Annotated in this window: 17 protein-coding genes; 3 read left to right on the forward strand and 14 right to left on the reverse strand. The window is 69.9% G+C overall.

All coding sequences use genetic code 11. From position 1 onward, the window contains the following. Window positions 1-205: 205 nt before the first annotated feature. The 3 genes from car to AC07AB_RS20260 all read right to left on the reverse strand — a co-directional run bounded on the left by car (window position 206) and on the right by AC07AB_RS20260 (window position 5,439). A complete protein-coding gene (gene car / locus AC07AB_RS20250; protein WP_478568634.1) occupies window positions 206-3,103 on the reverse strand; it encodes a carboxylic acid reductase in 2,898 nt (965 codons plus the stop codon). Between the two features lie 357 nt (window positions 3,104-3,460). Beyond that, window positions 3,461-4,702 (reverse strand): CynX/NimT family MFS transporter, encoded by a 1,242-nt coding sequence (locus tag AC07AB_RS20255; protein ID WP_478568637.1) that lies wholly within the window; start codon window positions 4,700-4,702, stop codon window positions 3,461-3,463. After that, window positions 4,699-5,439: a FadR/GntR family transcriptional regulator gene (locus AC07AB_RS20260; protein ID WP_478568640.1), complete on the reverse strand. Its 741-nt coding sequence runs from the start codon at window positions 5,437-5,439 to the stop codon at window positions 4,699-4,701. The genes AC07AB_RS20255 and AC07AB_RS20260 overlap by 4 nt, the downstream gene beginning before the upstream one ends. Before the next feature lie 261 nt (window positions 5,440-5,700). Between AC07AB_RS20260 and AC07AB_RS20265 the strand changes: the two genes are divergently transcribed. Beyond that, on the forward strand, window positions 5,701-6,858 hold the full coding sequence (locus AC07AB_RS20265) for a hypothetical protein (RefSeq protein ID WP_478568643.1): 1,158 nt from the start codon (window positions 5,701-5,703) through the stop codon (window positions 6,856-6,858). Here AC07AB_RS20265 and AC07AB_RS20270 read toward each other — a convergent pair. Together AC07AB_RS20270 and AC07AB_RS20275 are read right to left on the reverse strand one after the other, a co-directional pair. Beyond that, window positions 6,845-8,005, reverse strand: coding sequence for an aminotransferase class V-fold PLP-dependent enzyme (locus AC07AB_RS20270; protein ID WP_478568646.1), 1,161 nt, complete (start codon window positions 8,003-8,005; stop codon window positions 6,845-6,847). The two genes, AC07AB_RS20265 and AC07AB_RS20270, sit on opposite strands and share 14 nt — an antisense overlap. A gap of 123 nt (window positions 8,006-8,128) precedes the next feature. Beyond that, complete coding sequence (locus AC07AB_RS20275; protein ID WP_478568649.1) at window positions 8,129-8,662, reverse strand: EamA family transporter; 534 nt, start codon at window positions 8,660-8,662, stop codon at window positions 8,129-8,131. A gap of 320 nt (window positions 8,663-8,982) precedes the next feature. On the opposite strand from AC07AB_RS20275, the gene AC07AB_RS20280 reads away from it, so the two are divergent. Both AC07AB_RS20280 and AC07AB_RS20285 read left to right on the forward strand, forming a co-directional pair. Then, entirely contained in the window at window positions 8,983-9,480 is a 498-nt protein-coding gene (locus AC07AB_RS20280) for an Lrp/AsnC family transcriptional regulator (RefSeq protein ID WP_478568652.1), read from the forward strand. Between the two features lie 208 nt (window positions 9,481-9,688). Continuing rightward, complete coding sequence (locus AC07AB_RS20285; protein WP_478568655.1) at window positions 9,689-10,711, forward strand: recombinase family protein; 1,023 nt, start codon at window positions 9,689-9,691, stop codon at window positions 10,709-10,711. 317 nt (window positions 10,712-11,028) lie between these two features. On the opposite strand, the gene AC07AB_RS20290 is transcribed toward AC07AB_RS20285, so the two are convergent. The 9 genes from AC07AB_RS20290 to mvaD form a co-directional block, all read right to left on the reverse strand. Next, window positions 11,029-11,517 carry a hypothetical protein gene (locus AC07AB_RS20290; protein ID WP_478568658.1) on the reverse strand — a complete coding sequence of 163 codons (489 nt, stop codon included), beginning with the start codon at window positions 11,515-11,517 and terminating at the stop codon, window positions 11,029-11,031. A 16-nt stretch (window positions 11,518-11,533) separates the two neighbouring features. Further along, window positions 11,534-11,995 carry a hypothetical protein gene (locus AC07AB_RS20295; RefSeq protein WP_478568661.1) on the reverse strand — a complete coding sequence of 154 codons (462 nt, stop codon included), beginning with the start codon at window positions 11,993-11,995 and terminating at the stop codon, window positions 11,534-11,536. Between the two features lie 92 nt (window positions 11,996-12,087). Continuing rightward, complete coding sequence (locus tag AC07AB_RS20300; protein ID WP_478568663.1) at window positions 12,088-12,657, reverse strand: flavoprotein; 570 nt, start codon at window positions 12,655-12,657, stop codon at window positions 12,088-12,090. 324 nt (window positions 12,658-12,981) lie between these two features. Continuing rightward, a complete protein-coding gene (locus tag AC07AB_RS20305; protein ID WP_478569220.1) occupies window positions 12,982-14,058 on the reverse strand; it encodes a hypothetical protein in 1,077 nt (358 codons plus the stop codon). A 576-nt stretch (window positions 14,059-14,634) separates the two neighbouring features. Beyond that, the gene (locus AC07AB_RS20310; protein WP_478568666.1) at window positions 14,635-15,825 is read right to left on the reverse strand and encodes a hydroxymethylglutaryl-CoA synthase; all 1,191 of its coding nucleotides are present in this window, start codon (window positions 15,823-15,825) and stop codon (window positions 14,635-14,637) included. After that, the gene (locus tag AC07AB_RS20315) at window positions 15,815-16,915 is read right to left on the reverse strand and encodes a hydroxymethylglutaryl-CoA reductase (RefSeq protein WP_478568669.1); all 1,101 of its coding nucleotides are present in this window, start codon (window positions 16,913-16,915) and stop codon (window positions 15,815-15,817) included. Before AC07AB_RS20315 ends, AC07AB_RS20310 begins: the two co-directional genes overlap by 11 nt. Then, window positions 16,863-17,990, reverse strand: coding sequence for a type 2 isopentenyl-diphosphate Delta-isomerase (fni, locus tag AC07AB_RS20320; RefSeq protein ID WP_478568672.1), 1,128 nt, complete (start codon window positions 17,988-17,990; stop codon window positions 16,863-16,865). The genes AC07AB_RS20315 and fni overlap by 53 nt, the downstream gene beginning before the upstream one ends. After that, a complete protein-coding gene (locus AC07AB_RS20325) occupies window positions 17,987-19,183 on the reverse strand; it encodes a phosphomevalonate kinase (RefSeq protein WP_478568675.1) in 1,197 nt (398 codons plus the stop codon). Before AC07AB_RS20325 ends, fni begins: the two co-directional genes overlap by 4 nt. Beyond that, a complete protein-coding gene (gene mvaD / locus AC07AB_RS20330) occupies window positions 19,183-20,166 on the reverse strand; it encodes a diphosphomevalonate decarboxylase (protein ID WP_478568678.1) in 984 nt (327 codons plus the stop codon). Before mvaD ends, AC07AB_RS20325 begins: the two co-directional genes overlap by 1 nt.

Raw genomic sequence — 20,166 nt, forward strand, 5'->3', positions numbered from 1 at the left:
GGGAGAGGGAGGGCAAGGGGATGAGGGGAGCGAGATAGAGGTGGGGGAACGGGTGGATATGTGACCGGATGGTCTCGCGGCCAGGGTCCGCCCCCCCCCCCCCCCACGCCCGTCACATCACCGTCCGGGAGAAGATCCCGTATGGGCCCGGCCCCCGACGCGCGGCGCCGTCCGAGCCGCCCGGCGGCCCGGCGCCGGGGCTCGGTCACAGCAGTTGCCGCGACCGGAGGTCCGCCACGTACTTGGTGATCAGGTCCCGCGACAGGCGGGGGATGTCGTTCTCGTCGTCGAGGGCTGCGGCCCGTACCGCCGCGCGGAAGCGGTCCGCCGACAGGGCGGACCCGGGCAGAGGCCACTCCGGCATCGTGAAGGCGTGCAGCAGGGGGAGCAGCGAATGCTGCCGCTGGCGGTCGGGCAGGGCGCGCATGGCGGTCTCGAAGCGGTCGAACCACTCGTCGTAGTCGGGGATGCGCGCCAGGGGGTGCCCGGCTTCCGCCAGCCAGTCGACGAGGGTGTCGAGGGAGATTCCGTCCTCGTGCGGATTGACGACATTGAAGGTCCGGTACCCCTCCCGCGCGTCGTCGCCCAGCGAGGCGATGGCCCGCGCGGTGAAGTCCACGGGGAGCCCGTCGTAATGCCCGCCGCCGTCACCGGCGGCGCCCCTGACGTAGAAGCTGCCCGGGGCGATCCCCGTCACCAGCAGGCTCAGCAGGAGGCGGGTGAACACGTCCGGGACGTTCAGCTGGCCCCGGTAGCGCCGGTGGGCGAGGATCAGGTTCGAGCGGAACACGGCGACCGGCAGGCCGAACGTGTCGTGCGCCTCGCGCAGCAGCACCTCGCCCGCCCACTTGCTGGCCCCGTAGCCGTCCGCGTAGCCGCTGTCGAGGGTGCGCTCCCCGCAGGCCGTGCGGATGTCCGCCGCCTCGTCGGCCGCGGCCCCGGCCCCGAAGACGACGGCGATCGTCGACAGGAAGGTGAACTGCTTGATCCTGGAGGTGACCGCGAGCCTGATCAGTTCGGCCGTTCCCAGCACGTTGGGGCCGAACATCTGGTCGTACGGCAGGACATGGTTGACGAGCGCCGCCGGGTGAACGATCAGGTCGACGGTGTCGGCCAGCCGCTGCCAGGTCTCCTTGCCGAGCCCGAGATCGGCCTCCCCCACGTCGCCGGCGACCACCTCCAGGTGCTCGGCGGCCAGGCCGTGGTAATGCCGGAGGAGTTCCGGGTCGCCGCTGTCGAAGGCGGCGTCGAGCCGTGCCCGGGCCAGTTCGTCGGTGCTGCCGCGGACCACGCATATCAGCGTGCCGCCGCGCTCCGCGACGCGCTCCAGCCATTCGAGGCACAGGAAGCGGCCCAGGTAGCCGTTGGCCCCGGTCAGCAGGACGGTCCGCGCCTCGGGTCGCGGACCGGCCGGCCCGGCGGCCTTCGCCAAGGTCTCCGCGTCGAGGAACGCGTCCAGCCTCAGGTCGCCCGCCGCGAGCCGCGTCGCGCCCGGGCCGTGGACGCTGTCGGCGGTCGGGCGGTGATGTCCCGACGCGAGCGCCTTCTCGATGTGATCAGCCACCTGCTGGAGCGTGTTGACCGGGTTGATGACGACGTCGACCGGGACGTCGACGTGGAAGATCTCCTTCAGCAGCTGGGAGAACGACAGCGCGGAGAGGCTGTCACCGCCGAGTTCGAGGAAGCCTGTGCCGGGGCGCACGTCGCCCTGCCGGTGTCCGAGGAGCGCTCGGGCGGCCCGTAACACGGTTTCCTGCACCGGCCGGGCCCGGCCGGCCTGGCGCAGGGCGTGTAGTTCGTCGCTCTCGCGCTCGGTCAGCTCGGTGTACAGCGCTTCGAGGCGCTCGCCGTAGTACTTCGTCAGCGCGGGGCGCAGCGGCTTGCGCACTCCGGAGAGCAGCCCGTTGTGCCGGCTGAACGGCTCGGTCTCGATGAGGAAGTCCCCTGGGATCTCATAGGAGTTGAGGCCCGCCTCGGTGGCGAGGTGGTGCAGGGACTCGCGCAGGGTCGACCTGAGGCGCGGGGTGTCCTCGCCGAAGCGGTCGAGCGCGTCCTGTGTGGGCACGATGACCGCGAGCAGGTAGGAACGGGCACTGTTGCCGTACACGAAGACCTGCCGGACGACCGGGCTGCCGGCGAAGAGGACCTCCAGCCGGGAAACGGCCACGAACTCGCCCTGTGACAGCTTGAGGACGTTGGAGCGGCGGTCGACGTACACCAGCTCGTCGGGGCCGACGCGGGCCATGATGTCGCCCGTGTGGTAGTCGCCCGTGTGGTAGAAGCCGTCCTCGTCGAAGACCTGGGCGGTGGCGTCCGGCCGTCGGAAGTAGCCGGGGATGAGCCGGTCGGACTTGATCAGGAGTTCGCCCTTGGGGTGCGGCGAGTCGGTGCGGAAGTATCCCAGCTCGGGCACGTCCACCAGTTTGTGGTCGGTCACCGGCGGGCGCAGCACCCGGCCATCGAGCCAGACGATTCCGGCTTCCGTCGACCCGTAGCCGTCGAGCATTCTGACGTGCAGGCAGCTCTCGACGAACGCCGTCATCTCCGCGCTGAGCGGGGCCGAGGCGCTGGCGGCCCACAGCAGGCGGCCGCCCATGCTCTTCTCCCGCAGCTCCTCCTTCACGCGGTTCGCCCGCTCGGCCGCGTCGCCTCCCGCCTCGTTCCGGCGGGTCTCGTTCTGGCGGGTCTCGTTCCGGCGGGTCAGCTCGCTCTGGTAGCGCTGGGAGAGCATGTCGCAGATGCGGGGCACCATGAGGAACTCGGTGGGGCGGGCCAGCCACTCGGAGGCCGCCGCGCCGACGCGTTCCCACAGTTCGCCGTAGGTGAGCGTGTCGAACCGTTCCACGAGGCGCAGCGTGGTGCGACCCGTGTCCGGGTCGGTGACCGGCTCCGTGGCACGCTCGCCCAGGGCGGGGCGGTCCGCGTACCCCTCCATCACCGTGGCCACGAGGTCGGCGAGCGGCAGGCCCGGCCGCCGGATCGCCTCGGTGACGGATTCCAGCGGCGCGGCGGCGCGGAACTGCGGATCTGTCGCGTACAGGTGAGCACTGCGCTGAGCGGTACGTGCGCTCAACTCGTCAGTTGGAGGCCGCGAGCCGGTCATGGGTGTGTCTCCTTCGTGGCCTTGAAGGCCGTTCATCTGGGGGAGATCTTCACTTTTCGGGCAGGGGAGGGTAGGGAGGGGCCGGCGGAGCGGTGCCGGAACGGACCTGGGCCGGGCACGCGGCTCGGGCCTGTGCACATGAGGTGGGGGCGATACGCGTCCGGGGCGGCGCCATCAAAACCTCGCCGGCGCATGGCGCGTCCACGGGCCGTCGCAGGGTTCAGCACGCGGGTCGCGGTGGAGCGCGGAACCCGTCGGGCGGCGCGGTCTGCCACGGGTCGGCGACCGGCTGCCGACGGGTCCGGCGCCTGTCGAGGCAGTGCGCGCCCGGGCAGGCAGCGCGCGCCCGTCAGCCCGTCAAAGGGCGGAGTGGCTCACTTGGCGGTTCCGTCCGGCGCCGTATCCGGCGCCTGCCATGACAAGGCCGAGGACGACGAGGATCGTGAGCGGAAGTGTCCAGCTGCCCGTGGTGTCGTGCAGGATGCCGAGGAGGAGGGGGCCGGCCGCCGCTACGAGGTAGCCGATGGACTGCGCCATGCCCGCCAGCGCGGCGGCTTCGCCGGAGCTGCCGGCGCGTTCGCTCTGGAAGGTCAGCGCGAGGACGAGGCACACGCCGGCGCCCAGGCCGAGCAGGGTGCACGCCAGGATGGACAGCGCGGGGGCGGACAGCAGCACGACGAAGCCACCGGCCACCACGACCGAAGCCCCGGCCGCAGTCCATCGTTGGTCGTGACGGCCCCGGGTGAGCAGGGGCAGCAGGCTGCCGGCCGCCAAGGCGATCACCTGGTAATAGAAGAGCATCCATCCGGCCGTGGTGCTGCTCGTGCCATGGTGGATCAGGATGCTGGGCAGCCACGCGACGGCCGTGTAGAAGGCCAGGGACTGCAGGCCCATGAATATGCCGACCTGCCACGCGAGTCGCGACCGCCAGGGGGTCGGGGTGTGGGTCGCGCCGCTGGATGCCTGAGGCTTGTCGCCCCGCATCCGCGGCAGCCAGATGAGGAACGCCGCGACAGCGAAGGCGACGCCCCAGGCGAGAGCGGTGTGCCAGGAACCCGGCAACGTGTGGGACAGCGGCGCGGAGATCCCGGAGGAGACCGCGGCCGTGACGCCCATGACGGTGACGTAGAGGGCGCTGATGCCCTGGATGCGGTGCGCGGGCACGCTCCGCCTGATCAGAGCGGGCAGCAGCACATTGCCGAACGCGATGGCAACGGAAAGGATCACGGTCCCGGCGAACAGGCAGATCACCGAGGGAAGCGACCGGACCACGGTTCCGACGACCAGCGTGCCGAGGGCCGCCACCATCAGACGTGCGGTGCCGAACCGGTGAGAGGCCCGGGCCACCAGAGGCGACGTCGCGGCGAACGTCAGCAGCGGGAGGGTGATCAGCAGCCCGCCCCAGCTCGCCGTCAGGCCGCTGCCGTGCTCGATCGCCGGCAGCAGCGTGCCGACGCCGGTGAGGCTGGTACGCAGGTTCGCCGCTACGAGGCAGATCCCGATGACGAGCCCGATCGACACGGCAGGCCGGGTGTGGTCGGCGGCCGGCGCCCCGGAGGCGGAGCGGCGGTCGGATATCGAAGACGGCCGCGGACTCACCGCCCCTCCGCCTCTCGTGACGCCTCGACCTCGTTGTCGCGGGTGAGCTGGACGATCGCGGCCGCCGCGTCTCGGGCGCCGCTCTCGTCCCGGGCCTCGATCGCGTCGACGAGCCGCCGGTGCAGGCCGGCGTGCTCCTCGGCGCCGACGGCATCCCAGGGCAGGCCCCCCAGGGCGGAGGTGAGGGCCGTACCGAGGTAGTCGTACACCTCGACCAGGAGGTCGTTTCCGCTCGCCCGGACGACGGCCCGGTGGAACAACGCGTCGACGCTCCCGGCCGCGGACATGTCCTCACCCGCGCAGGCCGTGTCGGCGTCGGCCAACAGCTCTCTCAGCTGGTGCAGTTGTTCCTCGCTGCGACGCAGGGCGGCGGCCCCCGATGCGTACTCCTCAAGGACGGTACGCAGTTCGAGGACGTTGTCCCGCTGCGCCGAACTCGCTCGCCGCACCATGACCGACTGGAGCTCACTCGACGCGCGCACGTAGGTGCCGTCCCCGATCCGGGCTTCCAGCAGCCCCAGGTGCACAAGCGCACCGAGCGCCTCCCGCAGCGTGCTGCGCCCGACCCCGAGCTCCTCGATGAGGGCCTGCTCCGGCGGGATGCGCGTCCCCACGGGCCATCCCCCCGCTTCGATGTGTGAGCGGAGGCTGTCCACGAGCTGCGAGGACAGGCTTGACGACCTCCGCGGTGTGCTGATGCGTTTCATGGAAACAGCATACATACAGAGGTCAGACATTTGAACATCGCACTTACGGGCTCGGGTAGCCCCCTGCCCTGACCCTGGTCTCACATAGCTACCGCCAGGTGGCGTGTAGCGCTGAGTAACCATCGGGCAACAGTTCTTCGCTCCGGTTCCGCCTCGCCACGCTGCGGTGATCCAACTGGTTGGGCAAGAGAGCACGGGTGCGGCAGGATTGGGGGCCGGAAGACCTGATCGAGGTCTGGGCGCTGCTCGAAGACATGAAGAAGGTGCGGAACAAATCCGGGGCGACCCGGCATGCTGCTGCGGAGCGTGGAGGCGGCACTGTCGGAACCGTCCGGCACGGTGCTGCGGGTGATCTGCCCGGTGGTCGGCGGGGAGAAGACGCTGAAGGCGCTGGCTGCTGAGGCCGCGGCGAACGAGGCCCGCTACAAAGCGCGGGTCCGTACGGTGCTGCGGTCGTCGTACTCGGCGCACTGGCGCCGGATGCTCTCGCCGCTGCTGGGCGCGCTGGAGCTGAAGTGCGACAACACCTCCTGCCGGCCGGTGATGGACGCGATCGATCTGCTCCAGCGCTACCTGGAGCAGCCGCTGAAGGAGGGCGCGTTCTTCGATCCGGCGGAGAGCGTGCCGCTCGCGGGGGTGGTGCCCGAGCACCGGCGGGCGGCGGTAGCGGACGACAAGGGCCGCATCGAGCGCGTCCCGTACGAGCTATGCGTGCTGGTGGCGCTGCGGGACGCGGTGCGGCGCCGGGAGATCTGGGTGGTGGGGGCGAACCGGTGGCGTAACCCGGAGGACGACCTGCCGGAGGACTTCAAGGACAACCGGGACGTGCATTGCGCCGCCCTGGGCCAGCCGCAGGACGCCGGGGAGTTCATCGTCGCCCTGCAAGGCAAGCTCCGTACCTCGCTGGACCGCTTCGAGCAGGCCCTGGCCGAGGGCATGACGGGCGGGGTGGCGCTTGTGAAGAAGCACGGCGAGCCGTGGATTCGCGTCTCCCCGCGTGGCAAGCAGGAGGAGTCCGAGAGCCTGGTGGCGATCAAGGGCGAGATCGAGCGGCGCTGGGGGACCATCGATCTGCTGGACATCCTGAAGTACGCCGAGTTCGACACGGACTTCATCGCCGAGTTCACGTCGGTCGTCACCAGGGAGATGCTGTCGAAGGATGTGCTGCACGAACATGGGGACCAAGCGGGTCGCGGTGGCCGGCAAGCACGGCGCGTCGGAGGCGACGCCGCGGCGGGTGCGGCACCTGTTCGTCAGCCGGGCCAACATGCGCGCGGCCCTGCGGAAGCTGGTGAACGCCGCCTTCGCCGTCCGGGATGGTGCCCGGCCCGCGCGCCCACAGCGAGACACAGCCGCAACGCCTGCGTGACTCTCGGCCGGCGCGTGCGCGCGATGCGAAGCGTGCACCCTGATGCCGTGTTTCCGATTCTGGGTCTCAAGCCCGGGTGACGGCGGAGTCGAGCGCGGCGACAAGCCTGTTGATGTCTTGTTCACTGGTGTGAAGGTGGGGACTGATGCGTAGAGATCCACCGCGTGCTCCGACGTGGATATCGGCGTCGGCCAGGGTGGCCAAGAGCTGCTGCCGAGTGCCGCCGGGGACGGTGATGCCGACGATGTGCGGACCGCGGGGGTCGGGAACGATCAGTCCCCGTTCTTGTGCGGCTGCGGCGATGCGCCCGGTGGTGGTGCTCAGTGTGGTGGCGATGCTGGGGACGGTCCAGGTGGTGATCTGTTCGAGAGCGGCAATGGCCATGGGGGTGAGTTCGAAGGCGGTGCGTTGTCCCATGTCGAAGCGTCGTGCGCCGGGCTGGTAGTTCTGGCGGTAGTCCACCAGGCGGGCGAAGTCCTGTGCGCCTTGGCGAACGATCCAGTTTTCCTCCAGTGGGCGGCCGTTGTGGTGGGCGGGGGCGATGTAGAGGTAGCCGAGGCCGAAGGGCCCGAGGAGCCACTTGTATCCGACGGTGACCAGGAAGTCGGGCTGCAGCGTGTTCATGTCGAGAGGCATCGCCCCGGCGGATTGGCTGGCGTCGATGACCAGTGCGGCTCCAGCGGCTCTTGCGGCTTCGGCGATCGCGTCGAGGTCCAGCAGCGAGCCGTCGGTCCAGTGGACCTGGGGCACGGAGACCACGGCCACGGTCCCATCCAGAACGTCCAGGACTGCCTCGGTCCAGGTCTGCCCGGGGCGGCGTTGCACGGTGAGCAAGCTGGCCCCAGTGCGTTCGGTGAAGCGCCACCAGGTGTAGATGCCGGAGGGGTACTCCTCTGCAAGCACCAGGATCCGCTGTCCGCGGCTCGCGGTCAGGTTCTGGGCTGCCGTCGCAATGCCGTAACTGGTCGCAGGGATGAAGGCGATGTCGTCGGCTCGGGCGTTGATGACGTCGGCGAACAGTTCCCGGCGGCGTTCGGCGGCGGTGAACCAGTCTTCGCCGGTGATCTTCCAGGGCTGGGCTCGGTTCTGCAGCGATGCGTTGCCCGCGGACAGTCCGCTGCGCAGGGTCGGTGCGAGGCTGGCGGTGTTGAAGTAGGCGATATCGTCGGGGACGTCGAAGAGGTGACGGGCAGAGGGGAGATGCCGGTCGCCGGAGACGGTAGTCATGATGTGGCCTTTCGCGAGGGTGAGGAAGTAGGCGGGTCTTGGTGGAGGGCGCCCCCAGGACGACGGTGGCGATGGCCGCGATCTCCCACGGGCCAGGGAGCTGACGCAGTACCACTACGCCGATCACGCACGCCGTTGCCGGCAGGAGCGCGGGCATGGGCGCGCGAAGGTCGTTCGGGACACTCGTGCCATCGCCAGTTGATCGCACAGATAGGGGATGACGGAGGGGCACACGCCCACTACGACCGCGGCTGTGAGCAGCAGTGGATCTCCGAATGCCGACAGCGCCGGGCGTGCCCCCAAGGGGGTGACAGCAATGCGGCCGATCGCCATGGCCGCTGCCAGGCGGTCCGCGCTGTGGCCGGGCCCGTCACCCGCGATGCGATGGCCCGGGGCCACGTAGGCCATGAACAGCAGACTGTTGGCCACGGCGAACTCAAAGCCGAGGGGCTCGTGTGTGAGGTGGACATCGCTGAGCAGCCCGACTCCCACGAGGGTGGCGGCCAGGGCTGCGGCGTTGCGCCCATTGCGGACTCCGGCGGCCGCCAGGAGCACCGGGCCGGCGAACTCGATCGCGGCGACGGTGGCGAGCGGTAGCCGGTCGATCGCCAGATAGAAGCAACTGTTCATGGCACCCAGAACCAGACCCAGTGCCACGATCAGACGCCGTTACGGCCAGGTCGCCACGGCGAGGCATCTCCACGGCCGGCGCGCCACCCGCAGAGGAGCGCGGCAGCCGTGGCGAGGCGCAAACCAGGTGACACCCAGAACATCGACCTGTGCGAAGAGGAGCACCGCGAAGGCCGGTCCGGCGTAGTGAAAGACCGCGCTGGTCGCCGGCCAGGCGGGTGCCGGTATCCGCGCGACTACTCCCGGGCAGGGCCGGGAGTCGGGAGCGGCTTCAGCAATATCCATACCTCTATTGTTGAAACCAGAGACGCTCAGGGCCATGGATACCGAGAACAGTGAGAGCCAAAATGCCTACAGTTCGCAAAGAGAAAGCCGGAAGAGTTTTTCAGAACGACAAGAACCTTCTTGACGCTGTCGGACTGCGGGTACTCGCACAGCTCAGGGACGACCCACGGCTGAGCATGTCTGAACTGGCACGCCGGGCCGGGGTGTCCGCACCCACCGCCACCGAGCGCGTACAGCGCCTGGAACGTGCGGGGGTCATCCGCGGCTATCGCCTCGATGTCGACCCGGCAGCACTCGGCCTCCCCGTCGCCGCCTATGTCCGCATCCGGCCCGGTCCCGGGCAACTCCGCAAGATTGCTGAACTGGCCGCCCAGGTACCGGAGGTGGTCGAGTGCCACCGCATCACCGGAGAAGACTGCTTCCTGCTGCGCATCCAGGTGGCCGCCGTCGACGCGTTGGAGGACGTGCTCGACCAGTTCCTCCTCTTCGGCCAGACCACGAGCTCCATCGTTCAGTCCACCCCGGTCTCACCACGGCACCCGCCTCTCCCCGATTCATGAGACGACCCACCCGTGCCTATGCGGGGCGCCGTAAACCTACGTAGGCGGGGTCAGCGCGCCCGCGCGACCTCTCTCGCAAACGCCCCTTTGCCAGAGCAAGATCAGCAACCGGCCTCCGGACTCCCGCTGATCTTCAATCGGTTCTCAGGACCCGTTCGCACTCAAAAATGAAGGAAGCGAGGTTCTGCGACTTGCGTTGCCCGGACTCATGACTGTCCCTCAAGAACGCCCCGCCGAAGCCGAGTCCGAAGCCGATCTCGTCGAGCGCCATCCGTGCCCGAAGTGCAAGGCCGCCCCCGGCTCGCCGTGCCGCTCGCGCAGCGTGGCCGTCACGAGTGCCTACCACACCGGCCGCTTCACCAAGCTGGCGAAGCTGGCGAAGCTGGCGAAGCTGGCGAAGCTGGCGAAGCTGGCGAAGCTGGCGAAGGAACTGCGGGTGCCGACCCCGGCCAACCGAGGGCCGGGCCAGCCTTTTCGGCCCGGCAAACCGGTGCCCGCGGCCATCGCCCCCACTCTGCCGAGCGCGAACATCCGCATCGGCTACGCCCGTTGCTCGCTCCTCAGCCAGGAGCTCGACTCGCAGCTGAACGCGCTCGACAAGCACGGCATCGGCAAGGACAAAATCTTCAGCGAGGAGACCAGCACCCGGATCAAGGTCCGCCCGCAGTTCGAGGAGTCGCTGAAGACCACCCGGGAGATCAAGGCGCACGCCCCGCACTGCCGGGTCATCTTCAGCGTGTTCGAGATGAAGAGGCTGGGCTGCGACGCGGCAGAACTCACCGCCCTCGCGGACCATCTGACCGAGCACGGCCTGGTACTGGAGATGCTCGCCGGGCCGCTGCCCGGCGTCTACGACCCCACCGACCCCGGCAAGCTGTTGTTCGGCCTCTTCGCCGCGATGGCCGAGACCGAGCGGGAGAACATCCGGGAATCGACGCTGGAGGGACTCGACACCGCGGCCCACAAAGGCAAGTACGGCGGCCGGCCCCCGGTCGTCACCGACGACATGCTGCACACCGTGCTGCGGCACAAGGTACTCGGCGAGTCCGTCGAGCAGATCCAGCCCGCCCTGATCATCCACACCGGCAGGCGCAAGGGACACAGTCCCTCCGTCGCCGGCCTCTACCGGGCACTCGCCGAACACGAGAAGACCCAGGCGTACCCTGAGGCCGTCGAGGCTGCCCGCGCCGACTTCTCCGCCCTCCAGCAGCACGACCGCAGCCCCACGTAGTTACTCAGTGCTACATGCCACCTGGCGGTAGCTATACGAGAACAGGGCCGACCTCGCGCTTCCAGGTGGCGGGTCGGGGCCGCCAATCAGCTGATCTCGGTTGTTGGCCGGCCAGCGGGCCGTCGGGCCCCTCGGCCTTCTCCTGCTACCAGGATGGGACGGAGGCCGTGTCCGCTCCTCCGGTATCGGCGAAGGGCCCCGCCGCTGCGGACAGAGCCCCGATCCACTCATCCCCGCTTCGGCGAAGAACACAGAGGCCCCGCCGCGGCGGGCCACGCCCCCGTCTGTCCCGCTCAGGTCTCCCGGACTCCGAAGGATCAGCTCTCGCGTGAGGCACCCGACGGCCAGACCACATCCACGGGAAGGCCCGCCTCTCGGGCCGCCACGACGACGTCGGCTGTGCCCCCGCCCTTCCCGCTGGGCGGCGCACCGTCCCACACAGCGACAAGTCGTTCCGCGCGGTCGAGAACCTGCCGGTTGGCTGCCTCATAGGCTTCACGGTTCACTTTGTCGTACGGCATGATCAGCACCTCGTCCGCGGCGCCTGCGAGTCGGTCGAAGAGGTCGGCATGGTCCGGTTTCACCTTCGTCTCCCGGTAGTCCCGGGAGGGGAGGACCACGACCAGGCGGCCACCGGCTTGCAGGACGGCGTCAGCGAACAGGCTGTCGGAGCCCCGCGCAATGCAGGAGATGCCCACAAGGGACTCGGCGGGGTAGGCGTCAAGGAGCTGCCGGATCGCTCCCCGTACCAACTCGGCAGCCCCAGGGGTCAAGTCCATGTGCCCGGTCACGGCGATGGCGGTCACGTTGCTCCCCATCTCGTCAGCTGGCCAGCAGACAACGCATCCTATGGCGAGCTTCGCGCAGAGGCGCTGAAGCGCTGTGCCCGACCGTGTAGGGGTACAGAACACCGAGCTGGGTATGGACACGTCCTGATTGCGTCCCCTGCGCCGCATCGACTGCCAGATGTGTCTGTTCGACGGCTCCGTTCAAGTCACCAGAGAGGAAGCAGCATTCCGCGAGTCCGATGCGGTCGAGCGCCCAGCTGCGCCCGGCCTCCGGGCCTCGCCCGGCCAGCGCTTCACGAATCCGGTCAGCAGCGGCATGAGCATGCTTCTTCGCGTCTTGACGTGCCAGGTCCAGCAGCCGACCACCGGTTACTCCTGCCAACTCGGCTTCGTCGAAATACGCGATCCGATAGGGGTCCGCGTCGACGTCGCCTGTCGCGGCGAGCGCCTCCTCGGCCTGGGCGGTGGCCCGGCGGAACGCGGCTTCGCGCCCCATAGCCGAAATCGCCCACGCCTCTCGCGTATACAGCATCGCCCTGACACACGGCCCCGCGATTCCCCATGGGGGTGAAGTAGCCGGCGGGGTCGTCACAACCGCCGTTGGTGGTGTCGGACTTGATCGATGGCGATCCGAGCGGCCTCATTCAGCGCCAAATCCCAGGGGAATCTTTCCGGGCTTCCCTTCCCGGGCTCATTCGGGACAAAGCCGCCTTCGCCATAGAGCACGCTCACCCCGGCCTCCCGCAGCGTGGCCACCGACCGCTCGAACTGCGGATGCTGAGCGAAGGCCCTGTTCACGCACGGCATTGCCGCCAACGGAATCCCCTTGCCGATCGCCTCCGCCACGAATCCGACCACGAAGTGGTTCGTGATACCCAACGCCCATTGGTTGACCGTGTTGAACGTCGCCGGGGCAACCAACACGGCGTGCGCCGGCGGCCATACGTCCTGCTCGCCCGGCATCTTGTACCGCGTGCGCACCGGGTGCCCTGTCAACTCGGTCAGGTCAGCCAGCTGATCCTCCAACCAATGAGCGGCCGTTGGGGTCAGCCCGAGACATACCTGCCACCCCTGCTCCTGGGCCTGTCGGATCACGGAAGCGACGTTCAGGACGGGCGGAGCCGCAGAGCCGAACAGGTACAGGACACGAGTGGTCATGCGCCGATCTCACCACATGCAGCCGCCCCCGAACCGACGGGTTCGAGGGCGGAGGTATTCCCACGCGTGTCTGCGCGGGTAGGTTCCGAGTGGACGCACGGAACAGGGGGCCGTCATGCCTAGGCTGGATCACGACGGACTGTCCGAACAACGCGCCGGCCGCCGGCGGGACGCGGTACAGATACCGGACGACGCTGGGCTGGTCGCCACCGCGCACACCGCCGACCATGCCGACGGCAACCAGTCCCGAGCCCGGAGCGGTCGCGGTCAAGGGGAGCCGCTACGGGCCGCGAAAAAGGAGTTCGACTACGAGTCGTGTGCCACTCACGACCGAGTGGCGGTTCCGCAGCCCGATCCGTCGGTCTCCCGCGTACGTGCGTCCATCGGCGTGCTCCGGTCGTACGGGTCGACCTCGGAGCCGCCCGAGGTGGCCCGTCCGGCGCCGAAGGGAGGGGTGAAGTAGCCGGTGGGTTTGTCACAACCGCCGTTGGTGGTGTCGGACTTGTAGGAGACGAGGGAGAAGGTGCCCGGCTCGGTGTTCACCTTCGCCGGGTCGTCCCAGCTCATGACGGTCTCGCGGCGCACGATGGTGCGCACGACATCATCGTCGCCCGCTGCGGAGCGGACGACGGGATAGACGTACGTGACGTCGGCGGTCACCTCGACCGCGCCGCGCTTGCCTTCGCGAAACGTGATCCGTCCCCGCGTCTTGACCACGTCCCCGACCAGCCGCACCTTCGACTTCTCGAAACGGCTGAACAGCAGCAGAGGGTCGTTCTCGCGGCTGGGCGTGTGGAACGCGGCGGTCAGGTAGCCCTGCACGTCTTCCTGATGCGGGTTGATCAACGCGATCGCCTTGTCGGGCCGGTCACCGCGCAGCACGCCGGAATCCAGGCTGGACGCGACGAGAAAATCCCGGGACCGGTCGAGGGCCCGCGCGACCTGGGCCCGGTCCATCCAGCCGGTCGCCCGCGCGGCAGGCACATGGATTCCTGCCGCTCCGTCGCTCCACTGCGCGGCGGGCGACCCCCTGTATGGCGCGTCCAGCGTGGGTCGTTGAGCCGCTGCCGCCGCCGGCGGGTGCCCCGGCCGCTCGGATTCGGCGGCCTGCGGCGTACCGTCGTCGCCCCCGAACCATCCCGTCAGCTTCCCCGGAATCAGGGCCACCACGAGCAGGGCGACCGCGGCAAGCAGCCCGACTACGTACCAGCCCTTGAACTGTCGACGCCGCACCGGCTGGTACGTCCGCCACCCCTCTGGCCGACCGGGCTCCTCCCGCAACCGCCGGGCCACGATTCGCGCCCGCGCCGATGGTTCCTCTGGTGCCCCCGGAGCCTCGGCCCCGGCCTCCCGCAGGAAGCGATCCCACTCCTCATCCGATATGGACCCGCCCTTGCCCACGCCGCGTTCCCGCCCCTTCTCATGAATCCGGCCCTCCCCAGGACCGGCTGCCATCGGAGCATCATCACACAGCGCAGCCGTACCGAGCCGTCCTCGCCCGCGAGCACGAACGAATTCATCAAGCCGCTGACCAGGCGAATTACGCCCTCGACGCCTGAACCCGCGCCTGAACCCGCGCCTGATCCGGCGCCTGGCCCGACACCTGGCCCGCCGTCTGATCCCGCCGTCACGGGCCCAGGGTCTCGGCTTCCGCCCGCATCGGAGCGAACGCCCGAATGGCGAACGCCGGAGTCGCGAACGCCGGATTGGCGGCCGCCAGCCATCCGGCGGCATGTCCGCCCTGGGGGCTGCTCCGTACCGCTTCGCCGGCCGATCGGCACGCCGATGCGCCGGGGCGATGGCCAACCAGGCGCGCGCGGATGCGAGTTGGCGGTCTCGGATACGTACCAGGAGACCTCTTCGGCCCTGGCTCGCCTCCGCTGCCTCCGCCGCCTCGGCTGTCGCGCTCGCCGACGTCACCGTCACCGTCTCCGCCCCCGTCGTCCAGGCACCGGGTCACGGGTCCGGGGGCAGGTGTCACAATCGCCTTCCGGCCGCCTCGTAGATGCGTTGATGTGCTTGGACGCGGGCCAGGCGGAAGCCGCCCAGGGTCTGGTGGGCGAGTTCGTGGCGTCGCCCGTCGGTGGGCAGGCGCTGGGCGTGCAGGCGGCGGTATGTCGCGTAGTCGATGGCGCGGCGGCGTGCGATGGCCTCTCGATGGGCGTCCGTCCGCAGGGCGGTCCGGTAGCCGGGGCACACCTGTCCGGTGAAGAACTCGGCGACGCTGCCCGAGCCGTAACTGAAGAAGCCCAGCGTCTCGCCGTCGAGTGGGCTGCCCGTCTCCAGGAGGGACGCGAGTGCGAGGTACATGGAGGCGGTGTAGCTGTTGCCGACGATCTCGTTGTAGTGGGTTGTCGGCGCGACGGCCCGGTCGATGGCCGCCTCGTCGTCGGCGTCCAGGCCGGCCGAGTGCAGGAGTTGCTGATGGGCCTTGAACGCCATCCGGGTGAAGGGCTGGTGGTAGCAGACGTTGTGGATCTTCTCCAGCGGGAGTCCGCCCCGTTCCTGGTAGTCGTGCCAGGCGGCGTCGACGGCCCGGAGGTAGACGCCGAGCGACTTCTTGCCGTCGACGACCGCGGTACTGCGGTAGTTGGGGCGCCAGAAGTCCATGACGTCCTGGGTGAACAGGCCGGACGGGTTGTTGATCTCGACGAGAGCGGGCTCGGCCGACACCAGCATGGCCACCGCGGCGGCGCCCTGGGTGGCTTCTCCGGGGCTGTCGAGGTCGTAGCGGGCCACATCGCTGGCGAGGACGAGGACCTGTTGGGCCGGGTCGCGCTGGACCAGGGCGGTCGCGAACTGAAGGGCCGCGGTCGCCCCGTAACAAGCCTGCTTGAGTTCGACGACACGGACCTGTGAGGGGAGGCCCAGCAGGGAGTGGACGTAGACCCCCGCGGCCTTGGACTGGTCGACGGCGGTCTCGGTGGCGAGCAGCAGGGTGCGGACGCGGTCGGCGCCATGCCGCTCGATGACCGGCCGGGCCGCGTCGGCGGCCATGGTGACGATGTCCTCGTCGGGGCTCGGCACGCTCATCGCCCGCTGGCCGATTCCTTCGTGGTACTTGGACAGGCTGGTGCCGGTGTGCTTGCCGAGTTCCTCGTGTGTGAGCACGAGGCTGCCGGTCGCGAAGGACAGGTCATGAATGCCGACGGCGGGATCAGCGGTCATGGGAGGCTCCCTTGTGGCGTTCGAATCGGGTGTGGGTCTTCATCAGTTCGCCGGGGTTGGTCTGTGCGGCCAGGAGGGACAGTTCGCCGCACAGGACGGTGGCGGCCGCGAACGCGGCGAGGCGGCGGGCGTTCTCGCCCGTGGGGCGCTCTTCGCGGCACCCGAGGCGGGTGAGGGCTTCCTCGATGAAGCCGGGCCCCTTGCCGCTGCCGACCGAGCCCACGATGAGGTTGGGCAGGGTGCAGGAGAAGTAGAGATCGCCTTCGCGGTCCTCGGCGAAGGTGACGCCCTGCGAACCTTCCACGATGTTGGCGGCGTCCTGGCCGGTGGCGAGGTAGAGGGCGAGGAGCATGTTCGCGTAGTGGGCGTTGGCCGAGCGGATGCCGCCGGCGAGCAGCGTCCCGACCAGGTTCTTGTTCACGTTGAGTTTCACGACCTGTGCCGCTGTGGTGCGCAGGACGGTGCTCACGGTCTCCTCGGGTATCCGGATCTCGGCGATCACGTTCTTGCCCCGGCCGAGGATGCCGTTGATGGCGGTGGCCTTCTTGTCGGTGCAGTAGTTGGCCGAGATGGATCCGTAGCGGATACCGGGGATGTGTGAGAGCAGGTGGGTGAGCAGCGCGTCGGAGGCCAGCGTGGCCATGTTGTGGCCGGACGCGTCGCCGGTGGCGAACTCGAAGCGCAGAAAGAGCAGGGGGCCGGCGATTTCGTCCCGTACGGCCAGGAGTTCGGCGAAGCGGCTGGTGGACCGGGTGATCTCGCAGAGTTCGGGGAAGCGGCCGTGCGCGGCGCGCGCCGCGGCGTGGGCGGCCGCGGCGTCCTCGGCCTCCACGAGGACGGAACGCGTCATACGCTCGTCCACCAAGGTGGCCTTGATGCCGCCCTCGACCATCCGGGAGATTCGCGCGCCGCGGCCGACGGACGGCCACAGAGGGGATTCGTAGGTCGCCAGCGGCACCTCCGCCTCGGCGGTGGCCACGTTGCCCGAGATCCGTATCGGCCCGACCCAGCGCATGGGGATCTCCGCGCAGCGCCGCTCAGGAGTGCTGGACGCCTCGCTCCGGAGAGCTGTTTCGGCTTGGTCGGTCATCGTGGTGCTCCTTTCTTGTCGGGGTGTCGATGCCCTGCGAGGCGTAGAACTCGTGCAGGGAGCCGGTCAGCAGCACGTCGCACTCGGGCAGTTCCGCCGGCCGGGTCGCGCCGAGGAGCGTCATGAGGGCGGTGATGTGCTCCAGCCATCGGGTGATCTGCTGTACGAGCGCGTCCACACCGCCGTCCAGGAGTGTGGAGAGGAAACCGCCCGATACCCCTACGGCGCGGGCTCCGAGGGCCAGCGCCCGGACGGCGTCGAGCGGGTGGCGCACGCCGCCCGAGGCGAGCAGCGGCAGACCTCGGCCGCGGGCGTCGAGCAGTGCCGCCGGGGTGCTCAGCCCCCAGCCGTCCAGGTAGGCGAAGTCGGCGTGCCGGCGGCGTCCGTTCTCGATGCGGGCGAAGTCGGTGCCGCCGCGGCCGGCCACATCCGCCACCCGGACGCCCAGCCCGGCCAGTGTGGACACCGTTCGACCGCTGAGCCCGAAGCCGACTTCCTTCACGATGACGGGGACGTCGACCGCCGCGACGATGCGTTCGATACCGGCGGGCCACGACCCGAAGGAGCGGTCGCCTTCCGGCATGACGGTCTCCTGGACCGCGTTGAGATGGATCTGCAGGGCGTCGGCCTCCAGCAGCCCCACGGCCCGGCGGGCCTGTTCGGGGGTGGCGTTGGCGTTGACGTTCGCCATGACGAAGCCGTCGCGGTTGTGTTCACGTACGACCTTGAAGGTCCCGGCCGTGGCGGGGCCCTTCAGGTAGGGGCTCATCGAGCCGGTGGCGATCGGCACTCCGGTCTCCCGTGCGACGATCCCCAGGCCGCGGTTGATGTCGCCGGTCATGGCGCTGCCGCCGGTCATGGCGTTGATGTAGAGCGGCACGGGCCAGTCGAACACGTCGCATCGGGTGCGCAGGGAAATGCGTTCCCTGTCGGTGCCGGCGAGGGCGTGGTGCATGAGGTGCACTTCGTCGAACTGGCTGTGCGGGTAGGGGCGGTCGCCGCCGGGCGGCGTGTCCTGGCTGCTGTGCTGGGCCACGGCCAGGCGCACATGGTCGTCCTTGCGTGATCCGGTCATCGTGGCTGTCCTCGTCGTAGAGGTGAGGGATGGTGGGTGGATACGGGGAGGGGCGGTGGGAGAGGGCCCGGTTCCGCCTCGTGGTGCGGAGCCTCGTCGGCGGCGCGAGGGGCGACGCGCAGCGACAACGGGGTGATCCCGGCTCGCGACCAGCGATCGCGCAGCAGGTCGGCGGAGGAATCCGGCGCGAGCAGGGCGATGCCGCAGTCTCCTCCACCCGCTCCCGACGGTTTGCCCGCCCCGCCGCACGCTTCCGCCGTCTCGCACAGCTCGGTGAGGGCGGCGGTGAAGATGGAGAGTCCCGTCTCGGTGTCCAGGTCGGCCAGGAGGTCGCGTGCGTCGCGCAGTGCGGTGACGAGGCCCGGCGGGTCGTCCCGTTCCAGGGCGCGGACCACTGATCCCACGCAGCGGCTGCTGCGGGCCAGGAAGCGGCCGTGTGCGGCGCTGTTCCACCACGCCTCGTGCGAGAGACGGCGGACTCGGTCCGGGGTGGACGCCGGGCTGCCGCTCCAGCCGCAGTACAGGTCCAGTCGGGTGGGAGGCGGCAGGCCGCGGATGGAGAGGCCGGGCCACGGGGCGCGCAGGGTGCGGGCGACACCGTCGCCGTCCAGTGCCCTGCGAAGGGCGTTCCGGTCCGGGGAGCGGTAGGCGACCCAGCCTCCCCAGGCGCTCGCGGCCAGGTCGGCCCCCGACGGGCCGGCGTCCACGCGGACGCTTGCCAGCGCCGCCAGGCGAAAGCGGGACTCCCGTGTTGTCGCCATGCCGCACAACGCGGTGACGGCGTCGACGGCCGCCACCGTCACCGCGCCGCTCGACCCCAGACCGACCTTCACTCGCTGTTCGTGCAGCGCGCTGCGGGCTTCCAGCCGTACGGGTACCACGGGAAGCCCGAGTTCGGTGCGGAGTGCGGCGACCACCTCGGTCACGGAGATGAGGTGGGCGAGCGGCCCTCGGGCGTGCGGCAGGTCCGAGGGGTCCAGAGGGATCAGCCCCGAGGCGTCGCGGCGCAGGCGCACCTCGTGCTCCAGCAGGTCGGTGGCGAGCACCACGTCGGCGCCGGAGGGGTGCGTCGCCGACACGGTGACGTGACGGTCCACCGCCACCACGACCGCCGGCTCGCCCGGTTCCAGGACGGCGTATTCGCCGGCGATGAAGAGCTTGCCGGGGGCCCGGCGGGTGACTTCGGCAGGCATCACGGCCCCCCGTGGAGTACGGCGCCGGGCCCGCCGCGAGCCACGACGACCGGGCGACCGGTGGCTCGCTTCAGCTCCGCGGCCACCAGTTGGGCGTCGCGTGCGGCGCAGAGCACCTTGACGTTGGGGCCGGCGTCCATCGTGGACCACACCCCCAGTCCGCCGCGCCGCATGCGGCGTACCCGCTCCAGCACCCTGTACGAGTCCCGGTTGCGGTAGCGCACCGGCGGTGTGGCCGTCTCCATGGTCCGGTGCATGCCGAGGGCGTTGCGCTCCGCGATCTCGCCCACCGCGGCGAGGTCGCCCTCGTCCAGCGCCGTGCACATATCGCCGATCTCGGCGCGGGTCCGCGCCAGCCATGCGGGGAAGAGGGGGGACGTCCTCGCTGAGCGGCGCATGGCCTCGCGGCTTGAGACGGACTTGTGGCGGGTCTCAAGGAGTACCGCGACCAGGGCGAGATCGACTCGGGCGCTCGTGAGGGGCTCGGCGAAGGAGGCGCGGTCCGGATCGGGTGCGTCCGGCGCCCCGGCATGCCACCGGACGAAGCCCCCGAAGATCGACCGTGCGGCCGACCCCGAGCCGCGGCGGGCGAGCCGGGACAGCGCCGCGGGCCCGTACTCCAGCTCGTACGCGGCGGCCGAGGCCAGGGTGAGGGCGGCGAAGCCGCTGGCGGAGGAGGCCAGGCCGGCCCCTACGGGGACGGTGTTGTGCGTCTCCACCACGGCGCGCTCGGACCGGCCCGCCCGTTCCCGCACCAGGTCGAGAAAGTCGACGACCCGGCGCTGTGCGTTGTTCCGGGCGGCGACACCGTCCATGATCACCACGTCGTGTGTGGCGTGCGGCTGCAAGCGCACCAGCGTGGTGGTGGGAAAGGCGTCCAGCGTCATCGACAGACTGTCGGCGTACGGGATGACGAGTCGGTCATCGCGCTTGCCCCAGTATTTGACCAACGCGATGTTCGGCTGAGCCACTGCCGCCCTCAC

This window comes from Streptomyces sp. NPDC044033, from assembly GCF_056434425.1.